The sequence below is a fragment of the Nocardiopsis coralli genome (assembly GCF_014892575.1).
In the GTDB taxonomy this organism is placed as follows: domain Bacteria; phylum Actinomycetota; class Actinomycetes; order Streptosporangiales; family Streptosporangiaceae; genus Nocardiopsis; species Nocardiopsis coralli.
This window is the reverse complement of sequence record NZ_JADBGI010000008.1, coordinates 16,046-37,172: the sequence shown is the minus strand read 5'-3', so window position 1 is coordinate 37,172 and position 21,127 is coordinate 16,046. Positions and strand designations below refer to the sequence as shown.

The following is a 21,127-nucleotide window of genomic DNA, read 5'->3' as shown; positions in this document are numbered from 1 at the left end:
CGTTCTATTTGCCGTAGTGATAACGGCAGGCCGCGATGCGGATCTCCTCACCGCTGACCTTGTACACCAACCGGTGCTCGGTGGTGATCCGCCGCGACCAGTAACCCTGGAAGCCGTGCCGCAGGGGCTCGGGTTTACCCATCCCCTGGTTTCCGTTGCGATCGATGTCCTGGATCAGTGCATTGATCCGTTTCAGAATCTTCCGGTCCTGACCCTGCCACCAGAGATAGTCCTCCCAGGCGGATTGGGACCAGACGAGCCTCATTCGGCCAACCCGCGTTCGATCCCTTGGTCACCCTCGAGTTCCTCGATGGACGTGACCAGGCGGCGAGCGTTCTCCGGGCTGCGCAGAAGGTAGGCGGTCTCCTTGAGCGCCTCGTACTCGGAGAGTGCAAGCATGACGACCGGTTCCCGGCCGGATCTGGTGATGACGACCTCTTCGCGGTCGTTGACGACAGCGTCGAGGGTGTCGGCGTAGTTCGCACGGGATTCCGAGTAGCTCATGGTCTTCATGGCGCACCTCCGAGGACGATCGAGAGCCTCTTCCCGATTGTACGTGATCTTGTACGTCCGCGCTCAGGGGTTTCGGGTGGACGTTCACGTCGGAAAACCAGGACCGCCGTGCGTTCTACTATGACTACGTGTTGGCCGGCCTCGGCGAGGCCGCCCTGGAACAGCTGGAGGGCTTGATGTCCGTGGACACCCCCGAGTGGCAGAGCGAATTCGCCCGTACAATCGCAGCCCGAGGCCGCGAAGAGGGCCGCGAGGAAGGCCGCGAGGAAGGCCGCGAGGAGGCTCTCGTGCAAAGCATCCTGTCGGTCCTGAACGCACGCGGCCTCACCGTCCCGGACTCCGCGCGCGAGCGCATCGAGAACTGCCGGGACGTTCCGACCCTGGAAACCTGGGTCGAGCGGGCCGTCACCGTCGCGGGCCCCGAAGACCTCTTCACCTGAGCCCCAACGCACCCGTTCCTCACGGGCCCGGCCGCACCGCGCGGCCGGGCCCCGTTCTATTTGCCGTAGTGATAACGGCAGGCCGCGATGCGGATCTCCTCACCGCTGACCTTGTACACCAACCGGTGCTCGGTGGTGATCCGCCGCGACCAGTAACCCTGGAAGCCGTGCCGCAGGGGCTCGGGTTTACCCATCCCCTGGTTTCCGTTGCGATCGATGTCCTGGATCAGTGCATTGATCCGTTTCAGAATCTTCCGGTCCTGACCCTGCCACCAGAGATAGTCCTCCCAGGCGGATTGGGACCAGACGAGCCTCATTCGGCCAACCCGCGTTCGATCCCTTGGTCACCCTCGAGTTCCTCGATGGACGTGACCAGGCGGCGAGCGTTCTCCGGGCTGCGCAGAAGGTAGGCGGTCTCCTTGAGCGCCTCGTACTCGGAGAGTGCAAGCATGACGACCGGTTCCCGGCCGGATCTGGTGATGACGACCTCTTCGCGGTCGTTGACGACAGCGTCGAGGGTGTCGGCGTAGTTCGCACGGGATTCCGAGTAGCTCATGGTCTTCATGGCGCACCTCCGAGGACGATCGAGAGCCTCTTCCCGATTGTACGTGATCTTGTACGTCCGCGCTCAGGGGTTTCGGGTGGACGTTCACGTCGGAAAACCAGGACCGCCGTGCGTTCTACTATGACTACGTGTTGGCCGGCCTCGGCGAGGCCGCCCTGGAACAGCTGGAGGGCTTGATGTCCGTGGACACCCCCGAGTGGCAGAGCGAATTCGCCCGTACAATCGCAGCCCGAGGCCGCGAAGAGGGCCGCGAGGAAGGCCGCGAGGAAGGCCGCGAGGAGGCTCTCGTGCAAAGCATCCTGTCGGTCCTGAACGCACGCGGCCTCACCGTCCCGGACTCCGCGCGCGAGCGCATCGAGAACTGCCGGGACGTTCCGACCCTGGAAACCTGGGTCGAGCGGGCCGTCACCGTCGGGGGCCCTGAGGACCTCTTCACCTGAGCCCCAACGCACCCGTTCCTCACGGGCCCGGCCGCACCGCGCGGCCGGGCCCCGCGTGTGTGGGGCCACCCGGGGGACGAGGCATCCCCGGCGGGGTGAGCGGGTAAGGACCCGGACCAGCCCCTCACACCACCTCGGCGGTAGGGAGGCGCGCACATGGCACGCACCGTCGCGCACAAGCTCATCGGCGACCACCTGGCCTGGGGCGAGGCAGTACCCGGCGAGGAGATCGGGATCGCCGTCGACCAGACGCTCACCCAGGACGCGACCGGCACCCTGGTCATGCAGGAGCTCGAGGCGCTCGGCCTGGACCGGGCGGCCACACAGCGCAGTGTCCAGTACGTGGACCACAACCTGCTCCAGGCGGACGAGAAGAACGCCGAGGACCACACGTTCCTCCACTCGGGCTGCCGACGCTACGGGCTCTGGTACTCCAAGGCCGGCAACGGGGTGTCCCACCCGACCCACATGCAGCGGTTCGGGATCCCGGGCGCCACGATGGTCGGCTCCGACTCCCACACCTGTGCAGCCGGTTCCCTCGGCATGCTCGCGATCGGGGTCGGGGGACTGGAGGTGGCGATGGCGATCGCCGGCCGCCCGCTGCGCCTGCGCATGCCCCGCATCTGGGGTGTGTACCTCGACGGCGAACTCCCCGACTGGAGCTCGGCCAAGGACGTGATCCTGGAGATGCTGCGCCGGCACGGGGTCTCCGGCGGCGTGAACCGGATCATCGAGTACCACGGGCCCGGGGTGGAGACGCTCACCGCGATGGACCGCCACGTCATCGCGAACATGGGCGCGGAGCTCGGCGCCACGACGACGGTGTTCCCCTCCGACGGTGCGGTGCGGGCGTTCCTGCGCTCGCAGGGGCGGGAGGACGACTTCCGTGAGCTGGCCGCCGACGAGGGCGCCGAGTACGACGACCACGAGCACATCGACCTGTCGGGGATCGAACCGCTGATCGCGGCGCCGTCCTCACCCGGCAACGTGGTTCCGGTGCGCGAGGTGGCGGGCCGGGAGGTCAGCCAGGTCGTCATCGGGTCGTCGGCCAACCCGGGCCACCGCGACTTCGCCGTCGCAGCGGAGATGCTGCGCGGGCGGCAGACCGACAGTTCCGTGAGCTTCGACGTCAACCCGTCGTCGCGGCAGACGCTGTCCGACCTGACCAAGGCCGGCGCGGTGCTCGACCTCATCAACGCGGGCGCGCGCATCCACCAGGCCGGCTGCTTGGGCTGCATCGGGATCGGCCAGGCCCCTGCGGTGGGCCGGAACTCGCTGCGCACGTTCCCCCGCAACTTCCCGGGGCGTTCGGGGACCAAGGAGGACTCCGTCTGGCTGTGCTCACCCGAGACCGCGGCCGCCTCGGCGCTGACCGGTGCCATCACCGACCCGCGCGACCTGGCGGCCGAACTCGGGATGGAGTACCCGCGCCCCGAGCAGCCGGACCCGGCGACGGTGAACCCGGCGATGTTCGTGCCGCCGCTCCCGCCGGAGGAGGCCCGCGAGCAGGAGCTGGTGAAGGGGCCCAACATCTCCGCCCTGCCCGACCTGCCCGAGCTCCCGGACCGCATCGAGGCGCCCGTGCTGCTCAAGACCGGGGACAATGTCTCGACCGACGAGATCTCCCCGGCCGGGGCGCGGGCGCTGCCGTTCCGGTCCAACATCCCCGAGCTGGCGCGGTTCACGTTCACGCAGATCGACCCGGACTACCCGCAGCGGGCGGCGGAGATCGCGGACACGACCGGCCACATCATCGTGGGCGGGGAGAACTACGGCCAGGGGTCCTCGCGCGAGCACGCCGCCATCACACCCCGCTACCTGGGTCTGCACGCTGTCATCGCGAAGTCGTACGCGCGCATCCACTGGCAGAACCTGGCCAACTTCGGGGTGCTGGCGCTGGAGTTCGCCGACCCGGCCGACCACGACCGGATCTCCGCCGGCGACGTGCTGGTCCTGGACGGCCTGCGCGACGCCCTGGCCTCGGGCGGGCCGCTGACGGCGGTGGGACGCGACTCGGGCGAACGCTACGAGCTGCGCCACAACCTCTCCCCCCACCAGGTGGACGCGGTGCTCGCCGGCGGCGAGATCCCCCTGATGAGGAGAGAGCTGAGCTGATCCCGCGGGTCAGGCGGTGAAGACGACCTTGCCGAAGAGCTCGCCCTCGGCCATGGCCCGGAACCCTTCCTCCGCCCGCTCCAGCGGCAGGACCCGGTCGATGCCGGGGCGCAGGCCGGTGGAGGCGAGCATCTGCGTGAGGGCTTCCAGCTCCGGCTTGGTGCCCATGGTCGACCCGATCACCCGCAGCTGCAGGAAGAAGACCCGCGTCAGCTCCGCGGAGGGGGCGTCACCGCTGGTCGCGCCGCAGGTGATGATGGCGCCACCGGGCTTGACGGCGCGCAGCGAGTGCTTCCAGGTGGCCTGGCCGACGGAGTCGAAGACCGCGTCGACCCGCTCGGGCAGGCGCTCCCCGGAGGCCAGCACGGCGTGCGCGCCCAGGCCCTTGGCCCGTTCCCGCTTCTCCTCGCTGCGGCTGGTCACGTACACGCGGTGCCCGACGTGCGAGGCCAGGGTGATGAGCGCGGCCGAGACCCCGCCGCCTGCACCTTGCACCAGGATCGGGGAACCGGGGTTCAGGTCGGCCTTGCCGAAAAGCATGCTGTAGGCGGTCAGCCAGGCCGTGGGCAGGCAGGAAGCCTCCTCGAAGGAGAGCTCCGGGGGTTTGGGCACGAGGTTCTGGCGGGGCACGAGCACCTTCTCGGCGAACGTGCCGTCGTAGACCTCGGAGAGCAGGGAGGGCTTCACGCCGGCCTCGACACCGCCGGCCGTGGGGTCGCCGACGAGGCCGTGCACGACGACCTCGTTGCCGTCCTCGTCCACCCCGGCGGCGTCGCAGCCCAGGACCATGGGGAGCTGGTCCTCCTTGATGCCCACCCCGCGCAGGCTCCACAGGTCGTGGTGGTTGAGGGAGGCGGCCTTCACGCGGACGGTCGTCCAGCCCTCGCGCGGTTCCGGGTCGGGGCGCTGCCCGGCCTCGAGCGCGGAGACCGGGTCCTCGGTGTCGAAGCGTGCTGCTGTGATCGCGAACATACCGGCACCCCATCACACGCCCGCGAAGCGCTCCAGGCCCGGGGGGATCCGGCGTGAACACACGGACACCCGCCGGAACACGGCACGCGTTCCGACGGGTGCTCCGGTCACTTCTTCCTCTTGGCCTGCACGCCGCTCATGACGGCGATGAAGACACAGAGGGTGATGATGATCAGCAGTACGGTGCTCACGTCTGGGGTGTGCTCTCTTCTCCGGTTGCTGCAGTGCGGGGCGGCCCGTGCTGGTCAGGGCTGCCCCGATGGTGTCAGAGACCGGGCCGATCAGACCGCAAGGGGCATGGAGACCGGCAGCGAGGTGTCGGTGGCCAGGTCCAGCGACGACGGCGGCAGCCCGGCGGCCACGACTTCCGCACCCAGGGCGGCGATCATCGCACCGTTGTCGGTGCACAGGCGCGGGCGCGGGATGCGCAGTTCGACGCCGGCCTCGGCGCACCGCTGCTCCGCCAGAGCGCGCAGCGCGGAGTTGGCCGCGACACCGCCGCTGATGACGAGGGTGCTGACGCCGTTCTCCACGCAGGCGTCGACGGCCTTGCGGGTGAGCACGTCCACGACCGAGTCCTGGAAGGCCGCGGCGATGTCGGCGACCACGAGCGGGCTCCCGGACCGGTCGGCGTCCTCGACGTGGCGGGCCACGGCGGTCTTGAGCCCGGAGAAGGAGAAGTCGTAGGTGCCGTCGCCCCACTTGCCGCGTGGGAACCGCAGCGCCGAGCTGCCGCCGCGCTGCGCGGCCTTGTCGATGTGCGGGCCGCCCGGGTAGGGCAGCTCCAGCAGGCGGGCGACCTTGTCGTAGGCCTCGCCCGCGGCGTCGTCGACGGTGTCGCCGAGCGAGACCACGTCGGTGGCCACGTCGTTGACCTGCAGCAGCGACGTGTGCCCGCCCGAGACCAGGAGCGCGATCGCCGGCTTGGGCAGCGGCCCGTGCTCGAGCTGGTCGACGGCGACGTGGCCGACGAGGTGGTTGACGCCGTAGAGCGGCTTGCCGAGCGCCATGGCGTAGGCCTTGGCGGCGGAGACCCCCACGAGCAGGGCGCCGGCCAGCCCCGGGCCCGCGGTGACGGCGACGGCGTCCACGTCGGCGGCCTTCACACCCGCGGAGTCGAGGGCCCGCTGCACGGTGGGCACCATCGCCTCCAGGTGGGCGCGGCTGGCGACCTCGGGCACGACCCCGCCGAAGCGCACGTGCTGCTCGACGCTGGAGGCGACCTGGTCACCCAACAGTTCGTGTCCGCGCACCAGACCGACACCGGTCTCGTCGCACGAGGTCTCGATCCCGAGGATCAGCGGGTGGTCGCTCATCGGTCCTCCTCCTGGCCGGAACCGGCCTCGTCGACGCGGCGCATGACGATCGCGTCGGCGCCGTTGTAGTAGCCGCGCCGTACCCCGATCCGGGCGAACCCGAAGTCGGTGTAGAGCTTCTGGGCGCGCGGGTTGTCGTCGCGCACCTCCAGGAACATGTGGGTGATGCCGCGCCGCCCGGCCTCGTCGAGGAGCTCGGTGAGCAGGGCTCGGCCCACGCCGCTGCCCCACAGGTTCCGGTCGACGGCCATGGTCTGCACGTCGCCGTCGGGCGCGACCGCGCGCAGGCCCGCGTAACCGACGATCCCGCCGTCGGACTCGGCGACGACGTAGTGGCGGCCGGGTTCGGCGAGTTCGCCGAGGAGGACGTTCTGGCTCCAGGCGTCCTCGGGGAACAGGGCGGTCTCCAGCGCCATGACGGGGCCGACGTCGGCGAGGGTCATGGGGCGCAGGTGCACCGGGCTCACTTCACCCACTGGCGCACCTTCTTCGGTCCCGCGGGGGCGGCGGCGTCGGGGCGGCGCAGGTACAGCGGCCGGGGTTCGGGCAGCGACTCGCCGCGGTGCAGGCGGTCCAGGGCGAGCTCGGCCATGGCGGCGGCGTCGGGCAGCAGCGGCTCGGGGTGGGCGGCCGTGTCACCGAACACGTCGGCGTACATGCGCGCGCCGTCCCCGACCAGCGGGAGCCCGCCGGTGTCGAGCTCGGCGGGCTTGGCGACGGCGACCTCGCCCACGCGGGTGCGGTGGTCGTCGTAGCGGGCCCAGAACACCTCCTTGCGGCGCGCGTCGGTCATCGCCACGAACGGCTCGGTGCGCCCGGTGGCCAGGGCCAGGGCGTCGAGGGTGGCGACCCCGTGGCAGGGGATGCCGAGCCCGTCGGCGAGGGCGTGCGCGGTGGCGAGCCCGACCCGCAGGCCGGTGTAGGGGCCGGGGCCGATACCGACCGCGATCGCGTCGAGGTCGGCCAGGGTCAGGCCCGCCTCGGCGGTGATGTCGCGGACGGTGGGCGCGAGGAGCTCGCCGTGGCGGCGCGCGTCGACCGAGGAGGCCGAGGCGCGCATCGTGAAGGAGCCGTCGGGGGCGCTCTCACCGATCGCCGCGGTGACCGCCGGCGTGGCGGTGTCGAAGGCCAGGAGCAGCACGGGTGACCTGCCTATCCGTTCCCGGGTTCGCCGGGCAGCTCGGCACCGGTCCAGCGGGCGCCGACGGGGCGCAGGTGGACGGTGCGGGTGTCGTCGGGGTGGCGTTCGATGTCGATCTCGAGCCGTTCCTCGGCCAGGCCCTCGGCGACGTCCTCGCCCCACTCCACGACCGTGACGGAGTCGGGGAGGGTCATGTCGAGGTCGATGTCGTCGATCTCGTCGGCGCCGGAGAGGCGGTAGGCGTCCACGTGCACGAGTGCGGGACCGCCGACGAGGGACGGGTGGATACGGGAGATGACGAACGTGGGTGAGGTGACCGACCCGCGCACGCCCAGGCCTTCGCCGAGGCCCTGGGTGAGGGTGGTCTTCCCGGCGCCGAGGGGGCCGGAGAGGATGAGCAGGTCGCCCGGGTGTGTCAGGGCGGCCAGGTCGCGGCCCAGAGCGCGCATGGCGTCGTCGGTGGCGGCGCCGACCGTGCGCGCGTGGGCCCCGTGTGCGGTGGATGTCGCTTCTGTCATGGGGCTCGCTGCTCGTGTCGGATGTGTTCGGGAGGCGGGTTCGGGCCGGTGCGGCCGCGGTTCGCGCCCCCGATCCAGGTTATGGCGGGTCCGGCACCTGTGCGGACGGTTCGCCGGGTCCGGGCTCAGGGGAGCGCCGTGTACTCGCGCGGGACGCGGACGCCGACCCTGGTGACGATCTCGTAGGGGATCGTGTCGAGCACGGTGGCCCAGTCCTGCGCGGTGGGGGCGCCGGGTTGCCGGGAGGGGTCGCCGAAGAGGACCGCGTACTCCCCCGCCGACACGTCGTCGTCCCCGACATCGACAACGAACTGGTCCATGCAGACTGTTCCCGCGATGGTGCGGGCCCGGTCACCGAGCAGGACGGGGCCCCGGTTGGTGGCGGCGCGGGGCACCCCGTCCGCGTATCCGAGGGGCACCAGGGCGAGGGAGGTCTCGCGGTCGGTGACGTAGCGGTGGCCGTAGGAGACGCCGCTGCCGGCCGGGACACGCTTGGTGAGGGCGACGCGGGACTCCAGGGTCATCGCGGGCCGCAATCCGGGCACGTCGAGATCCGGGATCGGGCACAGACCGTAACCAGCGATCCCGGCGCGCACGAGGTCGAAACGGGCCTCGGGCAGGGTGAGCAGCGCCGCGGAGTTGGAGATGTGGCGCACCTCGGGCTCCAGCCCGGCCTTGTCGGCGGTGGCCAGGGCCTCGTGGAAGGCGTCCAGCTGCGCGGCGATCGAGGGGTGGCCGGGTTCGTCGGCGCAGGCGAAGTGCGACCAGACGCCGCTGACCTTGATGAGCCCGTCGGTCTCGGCGCGGGCGGCGGCCGCCACGACACGTTCCCAGTCGCCCGGGGAGACCCCGCCGCGGTTGAGCCCGGTGTCGGCCTTGAGCTGGACTCGGGCGGTGCGGTCGAGGCGGCGGGCCTCGGACACGACCGTCTCCAGGACGGCCATGTCACTCACGCCGAGGTCGAGGCCGGCCGCGATGCCCTCGCCGACCGGTTCGCCCGGCGGGATGATCCAGGACAGCACGGGCGCGCTGATGCCGGCCCGGCGCAGCTCGAGGCCCTCCCCGATGTGGGCCGTGCCCAGCCAGGTCGCGCCGCCGGCGAGCATGGCGTGGGCGGCCTGCACCATGCCGTGCCCATAACCGTCGGCCTTGACGACCCCCATGAGCGGGGTGCCTCCCGCACGCTCCTTGAGGAGCCGGGCATTGCCGGAGAGCGCCCCGAGATCGACGCGGGCGCGCGCGAAGTGTGCCATGCCCTCCAGTCTTCCACGCCTGGATTACCTCTGAAGACCTGCGGGTATGTGCCTTTCGACCGAATTCCACACCCTGAAGAGGGAAATCGGTATGAGCGAAATCGGAAGTGAACGGGCCGTCAACGTCTCTCGGCTCTGGTCCGGAGGGCTCGCCACCGCGGTCGTCGCGGCGCTGGTGATCCTCGCGGGAACGCTCGTCTTCCGCGGCGTCTTCGACATCCCCGTCCTCGCTCCCGAGGAGGCCGGGTATCTCGGTGACACGAGCACCGCCGCCTACGCTCTCCTGGCAGGTGTGATCGCGCTCGTCGCGACCGCCCTGCTGCACATGTTGCTGCTGTCGGCGCCGCGTGCGCTGACCTTCTTCGGTTGGATCATGGGCCTGGCCGTGGCCATCGCCGCCGTCACGCCGTTCAGCCAGGTCGCAGAGGTCCCGAGCCAGCTTGCGACCGCCGTGATCAACCTGGTCGCCGGTATCGCGATCGTGACGCTGCTGCGCAGTGTGGGCCGGACCGCGGTCGTGCACTCCCCGGCAGCCGCCGAGGAGAAGTCGCCGACCACTGCGCCCAACGCCCCGGCCGACCCCGAGGGGTTCCCGAACCAGGCCGAACAGGGGCCCGCGCTGCAGCAGGAGGGCATCCTCCCCGACGTGAGCCAGGAGGAGTACCGTGCCGCGGAGCTGCGTGCCCGGCGCCAGGACGCCGAGGAGGAACGCGCCAAGGACGGCCCCCGGCCCGAGTGAGGCAGGGGGACGTACCCGACACGTGAGAGGTGGGGGTGGAGCCGGCCGGCTCCGCCCCCACCGTCGTGTGCGGGGCCGGTTCAGAACCCGCGCGGCGCCGCGTGCGTCACACGGGACACGACAGGGCGTGGTCGCCGCTCTCTGTCGCCGGCCCCGAACCTGACTGTGACTGGACCCTCATGGACACATCCCCGGAACCCCCCGGTCCGCAGCCCGGCCTGCCCCCCGAAGCTCTCGACGCTCGGAGGAAGCTGGCCGAAAGAAGCGAGGAGCTTCTGCGCTGGGCAGGTGTGGACCAGGAAGACATCGACGCTCTTCGGGGGGACCGAGACCGTTCGGATGGCGAATGGACCCGTTTCTCCAAGACCGTCGTCGACAACCAATTCCCGTCCATGGGCGCGACCGACGCCAAAAAGCAGAGCGGCCGCGACATGATCGACGCCTCTCGATCATCGATGCACGCTTGCTTCAAGTTCGCCGAAGCCGGCGATGACTCGAACCCTCGGTTGTGCGCTTACCGATACGAGTACTTCAAGTCTCTGTACGATGAAGAGAAGCGAAATCTCTCGCTGGAGGAGAAACAGCTTTACAAGCCAGAACAAGAGAAGCTGGCACTCTCCAAGCTCGGCCAGGACCAGGAGAAGGTCGGAGAGACACTGGAGCATGACCTGCAACGCGTGCGTGCGGACGGCGCACAGGAGGTTGAGGTATCTCTGGACCGCCCCACGGACGAGATCGTCTCCTCTGTCCGCGATCAGGCTGACCAAATCGGCATGGGGCACGAACTCTCAACGGCTTACCATTCCCGAAAGCACCAACGGGATCTACCCCCTGAAGAGCGCCAGGGCGAGGCCGTTGACGACTATTTGAGCAGCGCCAGAAAGACGATCAAGGAGGGTGAAGTAACCTCGACCGAGAGACTCGATGACGGAGGAATGAAACTCTCTTTCGAGCGGGCACTCCAGCAGGGCCAGGCCAAGTCGAAGACAGGGACTGCGAGCACCGCGAGCCCAGGTGGTGAGCAACCTGCCGAGAGCCGGATCCAGGCCCCGGTCTGGATCCGCGGTCACACCGGCGCAGTCATGAGCACATACGGAAGGGTGAATCAAAATCAGCGCAGCCGAGGCAAGGGCTGAGGAAGGCCGCAAGGTTCTGCGCCTGCTGGAGCTCAACGACGACGAGCGGGACGGCCGTGCCGCGACCGAACGCCTCGAAAAGGCCCTGGAGAGCATGTTCGGGTGGTGGTTGAACACCGATTCCGGCCAACAGTGGTGGCCCCCGGGGTTCAGGGAGAAGGCGGCGCCGTTGCTCCGGCGCTTCAGCAACAGGGGCGGCTTCGGCGGCTACCTGACCGAGTACGAGATCCGCATGCTGCAGAGCCAGGCCGACGGTTTCCTCCTCGCCTGCGAGATGCGCAGCCGCATCGAGGTCCTCACCGAGATCGTCGCCTTCGAGGACCTGGTGCACCCTGCCGATGCGGAGGCGCTCGAGGACCTCGACGAGCAGCTCCGGAGCTTCCACAACGACATCCCGCCCCCGCAAGAGGGAGAGGTCCCCGACTGGGTCCCGGACAGCCACTGGTGGTGGTACGTCCCGAGCCGCCACGACATGCCCTGGCGCGAACGGGAGGAAAGGCTCAACGACTACTTCCCGGAACTCTGGACACACGACTGAGACGCTCCCTCCCCGGCCGAGACCTGTCGGCGTGACGGCGCCACAATGCGGGCGGGATACACGAGACACACCATGCTGGACACCCACCAGCACGACGATTGGACGATCGACCGATGCCCTCAGATTCCATCCACTCGGAGATCGAACGGCGCCTGCAGGAGGACGTGGCCCGGATCGACGCGCTCGGGCGCGACGGCGTGGACGTGGGCCCCGGGAGCACGCCCCAGGACGCCGTCGCGACTCTGCGCGGATCCGCCGACCATCTGGGGTTCGCCTCTCCGATCGATGCGGCGACGCACGTCAAGCGGCACCTGGACGAACTCCCCGCCGCCGAGCGCACCGAGGGCACACCCGAGCACGCCTACCATGCCTCCGCCTCACGCACGGTGCGTGAGGGCTCGTGGCACATCGACGGAGCAGGTACGGACGGCCCGGAGCTGGTCTTCGACCGTGTCGCCGCCGATCCGCCGTTGGCGGGTGTCACGCTCCGCACCAGGGTGGCCGTGGATTCCGAAGGGCAGTCCCACCTGACCGGCCATGGATGGCCCGCGGTGCCGTCGGTCCCGGTCCACTCGTTCACCGGGACCGCGGAGGAGCGGTTCCGGCAGGCACATGCTGACCTGACCGACCGCGCGGTGCCGTTCGACCGCGGCATGCTCATGCTCTGGGGCGTGCGGCTCGCCTCGGACGAACCGGTGGGTGAGAAGGAACCCCGCGTCCAGATCGCGGAGAACGCGGTGTACCGCAGGGAGGAGCTCCTCGCGCATTTCTCCCGGGCCGGTCTCCTCGCCGAACAGGCCGGCGGTGCGTCCTGGTACGCGGCCTGCCTGTACCGGTCCGAACTCGAGAACCTGTTCGAGCGCTTCCTCGGGGCCGTCACCTTCTCACTGGTCACGCCCGAGAGCATCGGCGAGCTGGACGATGAGCTCGCCGAACAGCTTCCCCACGCCGGTTCGAACGGCTTCGCCCTGCCCGGCGCGGTCCCCCCGGGCGTCCCTGACGGCCACTGGTGGTGGCGGGCGCCGTTCGAGGGCGCTTGATCCCACGGCGCACCGGAGGGGTGCCCCCGGCTCAGGCGCGGGTGACGAGGGCGTCGGCGTAGCCGGGGCTGAGGCAGTGCTCGATGACCATGACGGCGGCGCCCACGACGCCCGCGCCCTCCCCCGCGGTGGAGGAGACGATGCTCAGGTGCTCGGTGGCCAGGGGCAGCGAGCGCTGGTAGATGATCTCGCGGACCCCCGCGAGCAGGTGGTCGCCGGCCAGGGCCATGGCGCCGCCGATGACGATCACCGACGGGTTGAACATGTTGACGGCCGCGGCGAGGACCTCGCCGACGTCGCGGCCGGCCTGGCGCAGGGCGCGCAGTGCCGGGACGGAACCGCTGCGGGCCAGGTCGACGACCTCGCGTGCGCCGGAGGCGGGCACACCCTGCTCGGTGAGCGCCTCGGCGAGGGCGGCGCCGGAGGCGACGGCCTCCAGGCAGCCGGTGTTGCCGCAGCGGCAGGGTTTGTCGGAGCCGCTGGGCACGAACACGTGGCCCATGTCGCCGGCCGCGCCCTGGGCCCCGCGGTAGACGCGTCCCTCGCTGACGATGCCGCAGCCGATGCCGGTGGCGACCTTGACGAACATGAGGTGGCTGGCGGCCGGCCAGGACGCGTGGTGTTCGCCGACGGCCATGATGTTGACGTCGTTGTCGACCAGGACCGGGACGTCCAGGCGTGACTTGACGTAACCGGGCACGTCGAAGTGGTCCCACCCGGGCATGATCGGCGGGTTCACGGCGCGGCCGGTGGCGTGCTGGACCGGCCCGGGCAGGCCCAGGCCGATGCCGAGGAGCTCGTCCTCGGAACGTCCGGCGCGGTCGATGAGGGTGCGGCCGTGCTCGACGACCCAGTCCAGGACGGTCTCGGGCCCGGCGGCGATCTCGAGGTCGATGCCGTCCTCGGCCAGCACCGCCCCGGACATGTCGGTCAGGGCCATCCGGGTGTGGGTGGCGCCGAGGTCGGCGGCCAGGACGACGCGGGCGCCGGGCCGGAAGCAGAAGGTCGTGGGCGGGCGACCGCCGGTGGAGACGGCCTCGCCGGAGGGCCCGATGAGGCCGCTGGCCAGAAGCGCGTCGACACGTTGGGTGACGGTGGAGCGCGCGAGCCCGGTCACCGAGGCCAGTTCGGAGCGGGTGCGGGGGCGCCCGTCGCGCAGCAGGCGCAGCAGGGTTCCGGCCCCTGGCGCCGTCGTCGCGGGCACGGCGGCTCGCAGCTCCGTCACGGCCCTGTCCCCCGTTCCAGTCAGCGTGTCTTCCGTCATGCGACCAGTGAAGCACAGGATCTATTGATCGGCCGCCATGGATCTATTTTGCCTGGAACCGACAACTTATGCTTGACGCTCGACATAAGTCCGGCGTAATCTGCCGGACATGTCAGTGAGAAAGGTCACAAGCCTGGGCGAAGCCACCGATTCCGCCGTGGCGGCCGTACCGGAGACCTACCGGGCGGCCGTGGTCGGCACGGGCTTCATGGGCCGGACCCACACCCACGCCGTCCGGGCCACCGGCGGCGAGGTGGTCGGGGTCGCCGGCTCCTCGGCCGACAAGGCCGCGAGCTTCGGCGCCGCCCACGGCATCGGCCGCACCCACGCCGATCCCCTCGAACTCATCCGCCGCGACGACGTCGACGTGGTGCACGTGTGCACCCCCAACCACCTGCACGCACCGCTCAGCCTGGCCGCGCTCGAAGCGGGCAAGCACGTGGTCTGCGAGAAGCCGCTGGCCACCGAGTCCTCCATCGCCCGCGAACTGGTCACCGCCGCACACGAATCCGGGCGAGTGGCCGTGGTCCCCTTCGTCTACCGCTTCCACCCCATGGCGCGGGAGGCCCGGGCCAGGGTGGCCGCGGGGTCGGTCGGGCGGCTCACCCTCGCCCACGGCGGATACCTCCAGGACTGGCTGCTCGACCCCGCCGACGACAACTGGCGCGTCGACCCCGTGCTGGGCGGACCCACCCGGGCGTTCGGCGACATCGGGTCCCACTGGTGCGACATGCTCGAGTTCGTCACCGGCGACCGCATCACCGCGGTCAGCGCCCAGACCTCCCGCATCTCCGAGACCCGCGGCGCGGGCTCCCGGCCGGTGACCACCGAGGACCTCGTGGCCTTCCAGTTCTCGACCGCGGGAGGCATGGTCGGCACCTCGGTGATCAGCCAGGTCTCGCCCGGCCGCAAGAACCAGCTGGTGCTGGAGGTCAGTGGTACCGAGGGGTCGCTCGTCTTCGACCAGGAACGCCCCGAGACCCTGTGGGCCGGCGGCCGCGAACGCACCGGGATCGTCTCCCGCGACGACCCCGGGCTCAGCCCCGACGCCGCACGCCTGGTCAAGGTCCCGGTCGGCCACCCGCAGGGGTACCAGGACTGCTTCAACGCCCTGGTCGCCGACACCGGCGCCGCCGTGGCCGGGGGCTCGCCCGACGGGCTGCCGGTCTTCGCCGACGGCCTGCGCACCGCGGTGCTGGCCGAGGCGGTCCTGGAATCGGCCCGCGCACGCGGGTGGGTCGACGTCCCGGGGGTGGAGGACCCGTGACCGACCGGCCCCTGCTCCGGATGAAGGGCATCACCAAGTCGTTCCTCGGCGTGCGTGTGCTGCACGGCGTGGACCTGGACCTGTACCCCGGCGAACTGCACGCGCTCGTCGGTGAGAACGGGGCGGGCAAGTCGACCCTCATGAAGGTGCTGGCCGGCGTCCACCGTGCCGACGAGGGGGCCGTCGAGCTCGACGGCACACCGGTCTCCTTCGACCACCCGGTCCGGGCGCAGCGGGCGGGGGTCGCCACCGTCTTCCAGGAGTTCAACCTCCTGCCCGAACGCACCGTCGCCGGCAACGTCCACCTGGGCCGGGAGATCCGGCGCCGGGGGTGGGTCGACGTGCGTGCGATGGAACGCGCCACCGGCGACCTGCTCGACGACCTGGGCCTGGAGGGCATCTCCCCCCGGGCCAAGGTGCGGTCGCTGTCGGTGGCCGAACAGCAGGTGGTCGAGATCGTCAAGGCGCTGTCGCAGGACGCGCGCATCATCTCCATGGACGAACCGACCGCTTCGCTGGCCGACCACGAGGTCGAGGTGCTCTACCGCCTCATCGCCCGGCTGCGCGAGCGCGACGTGGCGCTGCTGTACGTCTCGCACCGGCTCAAGGAGATCTTCGACCTGGCCACCACCATCACGGTGCTCAAGGACGGCCACCGGGTGGACACGGTCGCGGCCGGGGACATCGGCCCGGCCGAGCTGGTGCGCACGATGGTGGGCCGCCCGGTGTCGCAGGTCTTCCCCGACCGTGTGGAACCGCGCGGCGAGCGGGTCGGCGAGGTCCGCCTGGACGTGCGGGGCGGCGGGAACGAGCAGGTCGACGGCGTGGACCTGACCGTGCGGGGCGGCGAGATCGTGGGACTGGCCGGGCTCCAGGGGTCGGGCCGTACCGAGATCGCCCAGGCCCTGTTCGGTATGGAACGCTTCACCCGCGGCGAGGTCCGCGTGGACGGCCGGCGGGTGGACCCGCGGTCGCCCCGGCAGGCGGTGCGCTCGGGTGTGGTCCTGGTGAGCGAGGACCGCAAGACACAGGGGCTGGCGCTGAACCAGTCGATCCTGGCCAACGGCCGCCTGGCGCTGGACGCGGTGTGGCCGCTGGGCGCACGCCGCCGCTCCCGCCGCATCCCGGGGATCCTCGAATCGCTGGAGCTGGTCGCACGCGGCGGCCACGGCCAGGAGGTGCGGTTCCTGTCCGGCGGCAACCAGCAGAAGGTCGTGCTGGCCAAGTGGCTCGCCGCGGACCCGGGGGTCATGGTCCTGGACGAGCCCACCCGCGGCATCGACGTGGGCGCCAAGCAGGCCGTGTACCGGCTCATGCGGGAGCTGTCGGCCGAGGGTGTGGCGATCGTGCTCATCTCCTCCGAGCTGCCGGAGCTGATCGGCATGTCGGACCGGCTCGTCGTGCTCGACGACGGGCGGGTGGCCGGCGAGCTCCCGGCCGACTCGAGCGAGGAGGCGGTCATGGCGATGGCCACCGGTGCCCCGCCGGACGAGGCACCCGAACAGGACCCCGAACGCCACGACCCGCGCACGCTGGGCGGCGGCCCGCCCGTGAGCGACCCACCCGAGAACGGCCCGCGTTCGCACCCCGAGGAGGCCGCGCCGTGACCCGTTCCCCCGTCTCCCCCTCCCTCCTGGATCCCCGCTCCCTGCCCACCCGTATCGGCACGACCGCCCTGGTCTACGCGGCCCTCGTGGTGATCCTCGCCGTGAGCGCGGTGCTGGTGTCGGCGCAGGGCGCGAACCTGTTCACCCCCGCCAACACCGTCGACCTGCTCACCCGCTCCAGCCTCCTGGGGTTCCTGGCGATCGGGATGACGCTGGTGATCCTGTGCCGCTCGCTCGACCTGTCGGTGGGGTACGTGGCGGCGCTGTCCACGGTCGTGGCGGCCACCGTCATGGCGGGCGACCCCGGACGGATCGCGCTGGGCGTGGGCGCCGCACTGGGTGTGTGCGCGCTCATCGGCCTGGCCAACGGGCTGGTCGTCACCAAGCTCCGGGTCAACCCCTTCATCGCGACCCTGGGCATGGGGCTGATCATCAAGGGCTACCTGGACACCAACTTCCAGGGCCCCGCCGGCGACGTGCCCTCGGCGTTCCAGGTGTTCGGGTACGCCCGGATCGGACTGCTGCCGGTCTCCACGGTCGTCATGCTCGTGCTGGCCGCCGTGGCGATCTGGGCCCTGGCCCGCACCCGCCTGGGCCACCACATGTACGCGGTCGGCGGCGACGCGGAGGTCGCGCGGCTGTCCGGCGTGCGGGTGGCCACCCCGGTGGTGACCGCGCACGTGCTCTGCTCGGTGCTGGCCGGCGTGGCCGGACTGCTGCTGGCGGCGCGCTTCGGGACCGGCAACGCCCTGGTGTACGGCAACGGTTACGAGCTCGAGGCGATCGCAGCGGTCGTCCTGGGCGGCACCTATCTGCTCGGCGGCCGCGGGGGCGTGGCCGGGACGATCGCGGGCGTGCTGATCCTGGCCACGCTCGACACGGTCTTCAACGTGCTGGCCGTGGACCCCTTCGTCAAGGACGTGCTGAGGGGCACGATCGTCATCGCCGCCGTGGCCCTGTACGCACGCGGCCAGCTGTCGCGGGCGGCGGTGCGGGTGCGGTTCCCGTCGGGCGGGACACCGCCGCCGGAGGATCCCCCCGATCCACCGGGCGGTCCGAGCCCGCGTGACCCCGAACCCGCCGTGGGAGGTGCACGATGAGCACGACCCGACCGGCGGCCGAACGGACACCCCGCCGCAACCCGCTGTCGATGCTGTCCGGCGGCACGGCCACGGTGGCCCTGCTCCTGGCGGTGGTCTTCGCCGTCATCGCGACGCAGAACCCGTCGTTCTTCGAGGGCCCGCCGCTGATGTCGTTCGCCCGCATGGCGGCGCCGCTGGTGCTGCTCGCGATCGGACAGTACTTCGTGATCGTCTCCGGCGAGTTCGACCTGTCGGTGGGCTCGCTCGTGGGCGCACAGGTCGTGATCGCCGCCCGCCTGATCGACGGCGACCCGTCCCGGACCCTGCCGGTCCTGGCGCTCATGCTCGTCTTCGGCCTGGTGGTGGGGCTGGTCAACGGGCTGGTCACGACCGTGCTGAAGGTGCCGTCGATCATCACCACGCTCGGCACGATGCTGATCCTGTTCGGCGCCGTGCGGTACTGGACCGGAGGGGCCCCCACCGGCGAGCTCTCCGAGGCGTTCCGGCTCGCGGGCCGGGGCGGCATCGAGGGCGTCCCCTTCCTGGGCCAGCTGCCGTACGCGCTGATCATCGCGGCCGCGGCCACCGCAGGGGCGGTCTGGCTCATGCGTTCGTCCTACGGCCGCTCCCTCATGGCGACCGGCGACAACGACGTCGCGGCCGCGTTCTCGGGCGTGCGGGTGTGGCGGGTGCGCACCACCGCGTTCGTCCTGTCCGGGCTCATGGCCTCGGTGGCCGCCGTACTCATCGGCGGGTTCTCCGGGGTCACCGCACAGGTCGGCGACGGTCTGGAGTTCACCGCCATCACCGCCGTGGTGCTCGGCGGGGTGGTCCTGGGCGGGGGCCGCGGCACGGTCGTGGCAGCCGTCCTGGGAGCGCTCACGGTCGAGGCCCTGTTCACCCTGTTCACGCAGCTGTACCTGCCGGCGACGATCCAGCCGACCGTGCAGGGGCTCATCATCATCGCCGCCGTCGCCTACGCCTCGCGCCGCGGCGACCTTCGACTACCGGAGCGCCTGCGACGGCGACCCGGGCACCCGACCGAGCGCCCGCTCGGCACTTCGAGGAGGTAAGAACCATGCACGTCCCCCGCGTGCTGTTGGCCGGTGCCGCCGGCCTGGCCCTCGTCCTGTCCGGCTGTACCGGCGACGCCTCGGACGGCGCCGCCGACGGCAACGGCGCCGACCTGACCCCCGAGGAGGAGTGGTTCGACCAGGAGGAGTTCGACCGGCAGCTCGCCCAGCGCGACATCGAGCCGGAGGGCCCCGAGGACGAACCCTGGATGCAGGCGATCGAACCCGAGTGGATCGACACCTCCGAATGGGAGTTCGACGACCCCGGCGAGGCCACGGTCTGCTTCTCCAACGCCTCGGTGTCCAACCCCTGGCGCGTCACCGGCTTCATCACCATGGAGCAGCAGGTGGAGGCGTTGCAGGAGGCCGGCGAGATCGGCGACTTCCAGGTCTCGGACGCCTCCGACGACGACAACCAGCAGATCTCCGACATCCAGGCGTTCGTGGACTCCGGTGACTGCGACGCCATCATCATCTCGCCGTCGACCACCGCGACCATGACCCCGGCGGTGGAGACGGCCTGCGAGAGCGGTGTCCCGGTCGTGGTCTTCGACCGCGGCGTGAACACCGACTGCGCGGTCACCTTCATCCACCCGATCGGCGGTTACGCCTACGGGGCGGACGCGGCCGAGTTCCTGGTCGACAGCCTGGAACCGGGCTCGCGGGTGCTGGCGCTGCGCATCCTGCCGGGCGTGGACTCGCTGGAGCACCGCTGGGCGGCCGCGCAGACCGTCTTCGACGACAGCGACCTGGAGATCATCGGCTACGAGTTCACCGACGGTGACGGCGCCCAGATCAAGGACCTGGTCTCCCAGCACCTGCAGCGCGGCGCGGTCGACGGCATCTGGATGGACGCCGGCGACGGGGCCGTGGCGGGCCTGGAGGCGTTCGAGGACGCCGGCCAGGAGTACCCGGTGGTCTCGGGCGAGGACGAGCTCAGCTTCATGCGCAAGTGGCAGGAGGAGGAGCTGGAGGCGATCGCCCCGGTCTACTCCAACTTCCAGTGGCGCACCCCGGTCCTGGCCGCGAGCATGATCCTGCAGGGCGAGGAGGTGCCCGAGGAGTGGGTGCTGCCGCAGGAAGCGGTCACCGAGGAGACCCGCGACGAGCTGCTCGAGGTCAACTCCGGAATGCCGTCCCTGCACTACGCCCGCTTCGGCGGCGAGGACCTGCCGGGCTTCCCCGAGGCGTGGGAGGACCGCTAGATGGAACGCGCGCTGGGGGTCAACACCTGGGTCTGGACGTCGCCGCTGACCGACGCCGCGCTGGAGCGCCTGGCTCCGCGCGTGGCCGGCTGGGGCTTCGACACCATCGAGCTGCCGGTGGAGAACGCCGGCGACTGGGACCCCCGGCGCGCCCGCACTCTGCTGGACGGCCTGGGGCTGTCGGCGACGGTGGCCCTGGTCATGAGCCCTGGCCGTGAACTGGTCCTGACCGACGCCCCCACACGCACCGCGACCCGGGACTACCTGAGGCGGGTCGTGGACGCGGCGGAGACGGTGGGTTCACCGGTCGTCGCGGGCCCGGCCTACGCCTCGGTGGGCCGCACCTGGCGCCTGTCCCCGGCCGAACGCGCGGGCCTGCCCGGCGAGCTGGCCGAGGCGCTGTCCCCCGTGGTCGAGCACGCCTCGGCCGCGGGGGTGGCGGTGGCCGTGGAACCCCTGAACCGGTACGAGACCAGCGTGCTCAACACCGTCGACCAGGCGGTCGAGGCCCTGGCCGAACTGCCCCGCGAGCACTGCGGTCTGGCGCTGGACCTCTATCACCTCAACATCGAGGAAACGGACATCGCCAATGCCATCGAGCGAGCGTCCGGAATGCTGAGGCACGTCCAGGTCTGCGCAAATGATCGCGGGACCCCCGGTACCGATCACCTGGAATGGTCACGCATCGTGACCGCACTGGACAGAACAGGTTACTCGGGCCCCCTAGTCATCGAATCCTTCACTTCTGACAATGCCAGCATCGCCGCGGCCGCGTCCGTATGGCGGCCCCTCGCCGCCACCCAGGACGCGCTCGCGGTCGACGGCCTGGCGTTCCTGAGAGGGCTGCACACCCGTGCACCCGATGTCCCTGACCCGACGAGAGGAGCCCCTGTGGACTGATGC

At 70.9% G+C, this 21,127-nt stretch carries 24 protein-coding genes; 13 read left to right on the top strand and 11 right to left on the bottom strand.

The features are described 5' to 3' along the window. Positions 1-4: 4 nt before the first annotated feature. Both IDM40_RS10685 and IDM40_RS10680 read right to left on the bottom strand, forming a co-directional pair. Positions 5-265 carry a Txe/YoeB family addiction module toxin gene (locus tag IDM40_RS10685; RefSeq protein WP_193121799.1) on the bottom strand — a complete coding sequence of 87 codons (261 nt, stop codon included), beginning with the start codon at positions 263-265 and terminating at the stop codon, positions 5-7. Then, positions 262-513, bottom strand: a complete 252-nt coding sequence (locus tag IDM40_RS10680) for a type II toxin-antitoxin system Phd/YefM family antitoxin (protein WP_193121798.1) — start codon at positions 511-513, stop codon at positions 262-264. Before IDM40_RS10680 ends, IDM40_RS10685 begins: the two co-directional genes overlap by 4 nt. Positions 514-641: 128 nt before the next feature. Between IDM40_RS10680 and IDM40_RS10675 the strand changes: the two genes are divergently transcribed. Continuing rightward, on the top strand, positions 642-953 hold the full coding sequence (locus IDM40_RS10675) for a hypothetical protein (protein WP_193121800.1): 312 nt from the start codon (positions 642-644) through the stop codon (positions 951-953). A 56-nt stretch (positions 954-1,009) separates the two neighbouring features. Here IDM40_RS10675 and IDM40_RS10670 read toward each other — a convergent pair whose 3' ends face one another. Together IDM40_RS10670 and IDM40_RS10665 are read right to left on the bottom strand one after the other, a co-directional pair. Then, a complete protein-coding gene (locus IDM40_RS10670) occupies positions 1,010-1,270 on the bottom strand; it encodes a Txe/YoeB family addiction module toxin (RefSeq protein ID WP_193121799.1) in 261 nt (86 codons plus the stop codon). After that, the gene (locus tag IDM40_RS10665) at positions 1,267-1,518 is read right to left on the bottom strand and encodes a type II toxin-antitoxin system Phd/YefM family antitoxin (RefSeq protein WP_193121798.1); all 252 of its coding nucleotides are present in this window, start codon (positions 1,516-1,518) and stop codon (positions 1,267-1,269) included. Before IDM40_RS10665 ends, IDM40_RS10670 begins: the two co-directional genes overlap by 4 nt. Positions 1,519-1,646: 128 nt before the next feature. On the opposite strand from IDM40_RS10665, the gene IDM40_RS10660 reads away from it, so the two are divergent. Further along, positions 1,647-1,958, top strand: a complete 312-nt coding sequence (locus tag IDM40_RS10660) for a hypothetical protein (protein WP_193121797.1) — start codon at positions 1,647-1,649, stop codon at positions 1,956-1,958. A 156-nt stretch (positions 1,959-2,114) separates the two neighbouring features. Continuing rightward, a complete protein-coding gene (locus IDM40_RS10655; RefSeq protein WP_193121796.1) occupies positions 2,115-4,073 on the top strand; it encodes an aconitate hydratase in 1,959 nt (652 codons plus the stop codon). A 9-nt stretch (positions 4,074-4,082) separates the two neighbouring features. Here IDM40_RS10655 and IDM40_RS10650 read toward each other — a convergent pair whose 3' ends face one another. The 6 genes from IDM40_RS10650 to alr form a co-directional block, all read right to left on the bottom strand. Next, positions 4,083-5,045 carry a zinc-binding dehydrogenase gene (locus IDM40_RS10650; RefSeq protein ID WP_193121795.1) on the bottom strand — a complete coding sequence of 321 codons (963 nt, stop codon included), beginning with the start codon at positions 5,043-5,045 and terminating at the stop codon, positions 4,083-4,085. Between the two features lie 281 nt (positions 5,046-5,326). Beyond that, positions 5,327-6,361 (bottom strand): tRNA (adenosine(37)-N6)-threonylcarbamoyltransferase complex transferase subunit TsaD, encoded by a 1,035-nt coding sequence (gene tsaD, locus IDM40_RS10645; protein WP_193121794.1) that lies wholly within the window; start codon positions 6,359-6,361, stop codon positions 5,327-5,329. Further along, entirely contained in the window at positions 6,358-6,828 is a 471-nt protein-coding gene (gene rimI, locus IDM40_RS10640; protein ID WP_328806998.1) for a ribosomal protein S18-alanine N-acetyltransferase, read from the bottom strand. Before rimI ends, tsaD begins: the two co-directional genes overlap by 4 nt. Next, positions 6,825-7,502 carry a tRNA (adenosine(37)-N6)-threonylcarbamoyltransferase complex dimerization subunit type 1 TsaB gene (tsaB, locus tag IDM40_RS10635; RefSeq protein ID WP_193121793.1) on the bottom strand — a complete coding sequence of 226 codons (678 nt, stop codon included), beginning with the start codon at positions 7,500-7,502 and terminating at the stop codon, positions 6,825-6,827. Before tsaB ends, rimI begins: the two co-directional genes overlap by 4 nt. 11 nt (positions 7,503-7,513) lie before the next feature. Next, positions 7,514-8,020 carry a tRNA (adenosine(37)-N6)-threonylcarbamoyltransferase complex ATPase subunit type 1 TsaE gene (gene tsaE / locus IDM40_RS10630; RefSeq protein ID WP_193121792.1) on the bottom strand — a complete coding sequence of 169 codons (507 nt, stop codon included), beginning with the start codon at positions 8,018-8,020 and terminating at the stop codon, positions 7,514-7,516. A gap of 125 nt (positions 8,021-8,145) precedes the next feature. Continuing rightward, positions 8,146-9,273: an alanine racemase gene (gene alr, locus IDM40_RS10625; RefSeq protein WP_193121791.1), complete on the bottom strand. Its 1,128-nt coding sequence runs from the start codon at positions 9,271-9,273 to the stop codon at positions 8,146-8,148. A gap of 91 nt (positions 9,274-9,364) precedes the next feature. Here alr and IDM40_RS10620 point away from each other — a divergent pair, with 91 nt between their 5' ends. From IDM40_RS10620 to IDM40_RS10605, 4 genes are all read left to right on the top strand, one after another. Continuing rightward, entirely contained in the window at positions 9,365-10,012 is a 648-nt protein-coding gene (locus IDM40_RS10620) for a DUF6069 family protein (RefSeq protein ID WP_193121790.1), read from the top strand. Between the two features lie 290 nt (positions 10,013-10,302). Then, positions 10,303-11,148: a hypothetical protein gene (locus IDM40_RS10615; protein ID WP_193121789.1), complete on the top strand. Its 846-nt coding sequence runs from the start codon at positions 10,303-10,305 to the stop codon at positions 11,146-11,148. Between the two features lie 109 nt (positions 11,149-11,257). After that, positions 11,258-11,686 (top strand): hypothetical protein, encoded by a 429-nt coding sequence (locus tag IDM40_RS10610; RefSeq protein WP_193121788.1) that lies wholly within the window; start codon positions 11,258-11,260, stop codon positions 11,684-11,686. Between the two features lie 113 nt (positions 11,687-11,799). Beyond that, entirely contained in the window at positions 11,800-12,726 is a 927-nt protein-coding gene (locus IDM40_RS10605; RefSeq protein ID WP_193121787.1) for a hypothetical protein, read from the top strand. 31 nt (positions 12,727-12,757) lie between these two features. Here IDM40_RS10605 and IDM40_RS10600 read toward each other — a convergent pair whose 3' ends face one another. After that, positions 12,758-13,990 carry an ROK family transcriptional regulator gene (locus IDM40_RS10600; protein WP_193121786.1) on the bottom strand — a complete coding sequence of 411 codons (1,233 nt, stop codon included), beginning with the start codon at positions 13,988-13,990 and terminating at the stop codon, positions 12,758-12,760. Positions 13,991-14,105: 115 nt separating this feature from the next. On the opposite strand from IDM40_RS10600, the gene IDM40_RS10595 reads away from it, so the two are divergent. Genes IDM40_RS10595 through IDM40_RS10570 form a run of 6 tightly spaced genes read left to right on the top strand, consistent with a single transcriptional unit; the run spans position 14,106 to position 21,124 of the window. After that, a complete protein-coding gene (locus IDM40_RS10595) occupies positions 14,106-15,257 on the top strand; it encodes a Gfo/Idh/MocA family protein (protein WP_193121990.1) in 1,152 nt (383 codons plus the stop codon). Further along, positions 15,254-16,864 carry a sugar ABC transporter ATP-binding protein gene (locus IDM40_RS10590; protein ID WP_193121785.1) on the top strand — a complete coding sequence of 537 codons (1,611 nt, stop codon included), beginning with the start codon at positions 15,254-15,256 and terminating at the stop codon, positions 16,862-16,864. The genes IDM40_RS10595 and IDM40_RS10590 overlap by 4 nt, the downstream gene beginning before the upstream one ends. Continuing rightward, the gene (locus IDM40_RS10585) at positions 16,861-17,964 is read left to right on the top strand and encodes an ABC transporter permease (protein ID WP_193121784.1); all 1,104 of its coding nucleotides are present in this window, start codon (positions 16,861-16,863) and stop codon (positions 17,962-17,964) included. Before IDM40_RS10590 ends, IDM40_RS10585 begins: the two co-directional genes overlap by 4 nt. Next, positions 17,961-19,019, top strand: coding sequence for an ABC transporter permease (locus IDM40_RS10580; RefSeq protein ID WP_193121783.1), 1,059 nt, complete (start codon positions 17,961-17,963; stop codon positions 19,017-19,019). The genes IDM40_RS10585 and IDM40_RS10580 overlap by 4 nt, the downstream gene beginning before the upstream one ends. A gap of 5 nt (positions 19,020-19,024) precedes the next feature. Beyond that, a complete protein-coding gene (locus tag IDM40_RS10575) occupies positions 19,025-20,224 on the top strand; it encodes a substrate-binding domain-containing protein (protein WP_193121782.1) in 1,200 nt (399 codons plus the stop codon). Beyond that, positions 20,225-21,124 (top strand): sugar phosphate isomerase/epimerase family protein, encoded by a 900-nt coding sequence (locus IDM40_RS10570; RefSeq protein ID WP_193121781.1) that lies wholly within the window; start codon positions 20,225-20,227, stop codon positions 21,122-21,124. Positions 21,125-21,127: the final 3 nt, after the last annotated feature.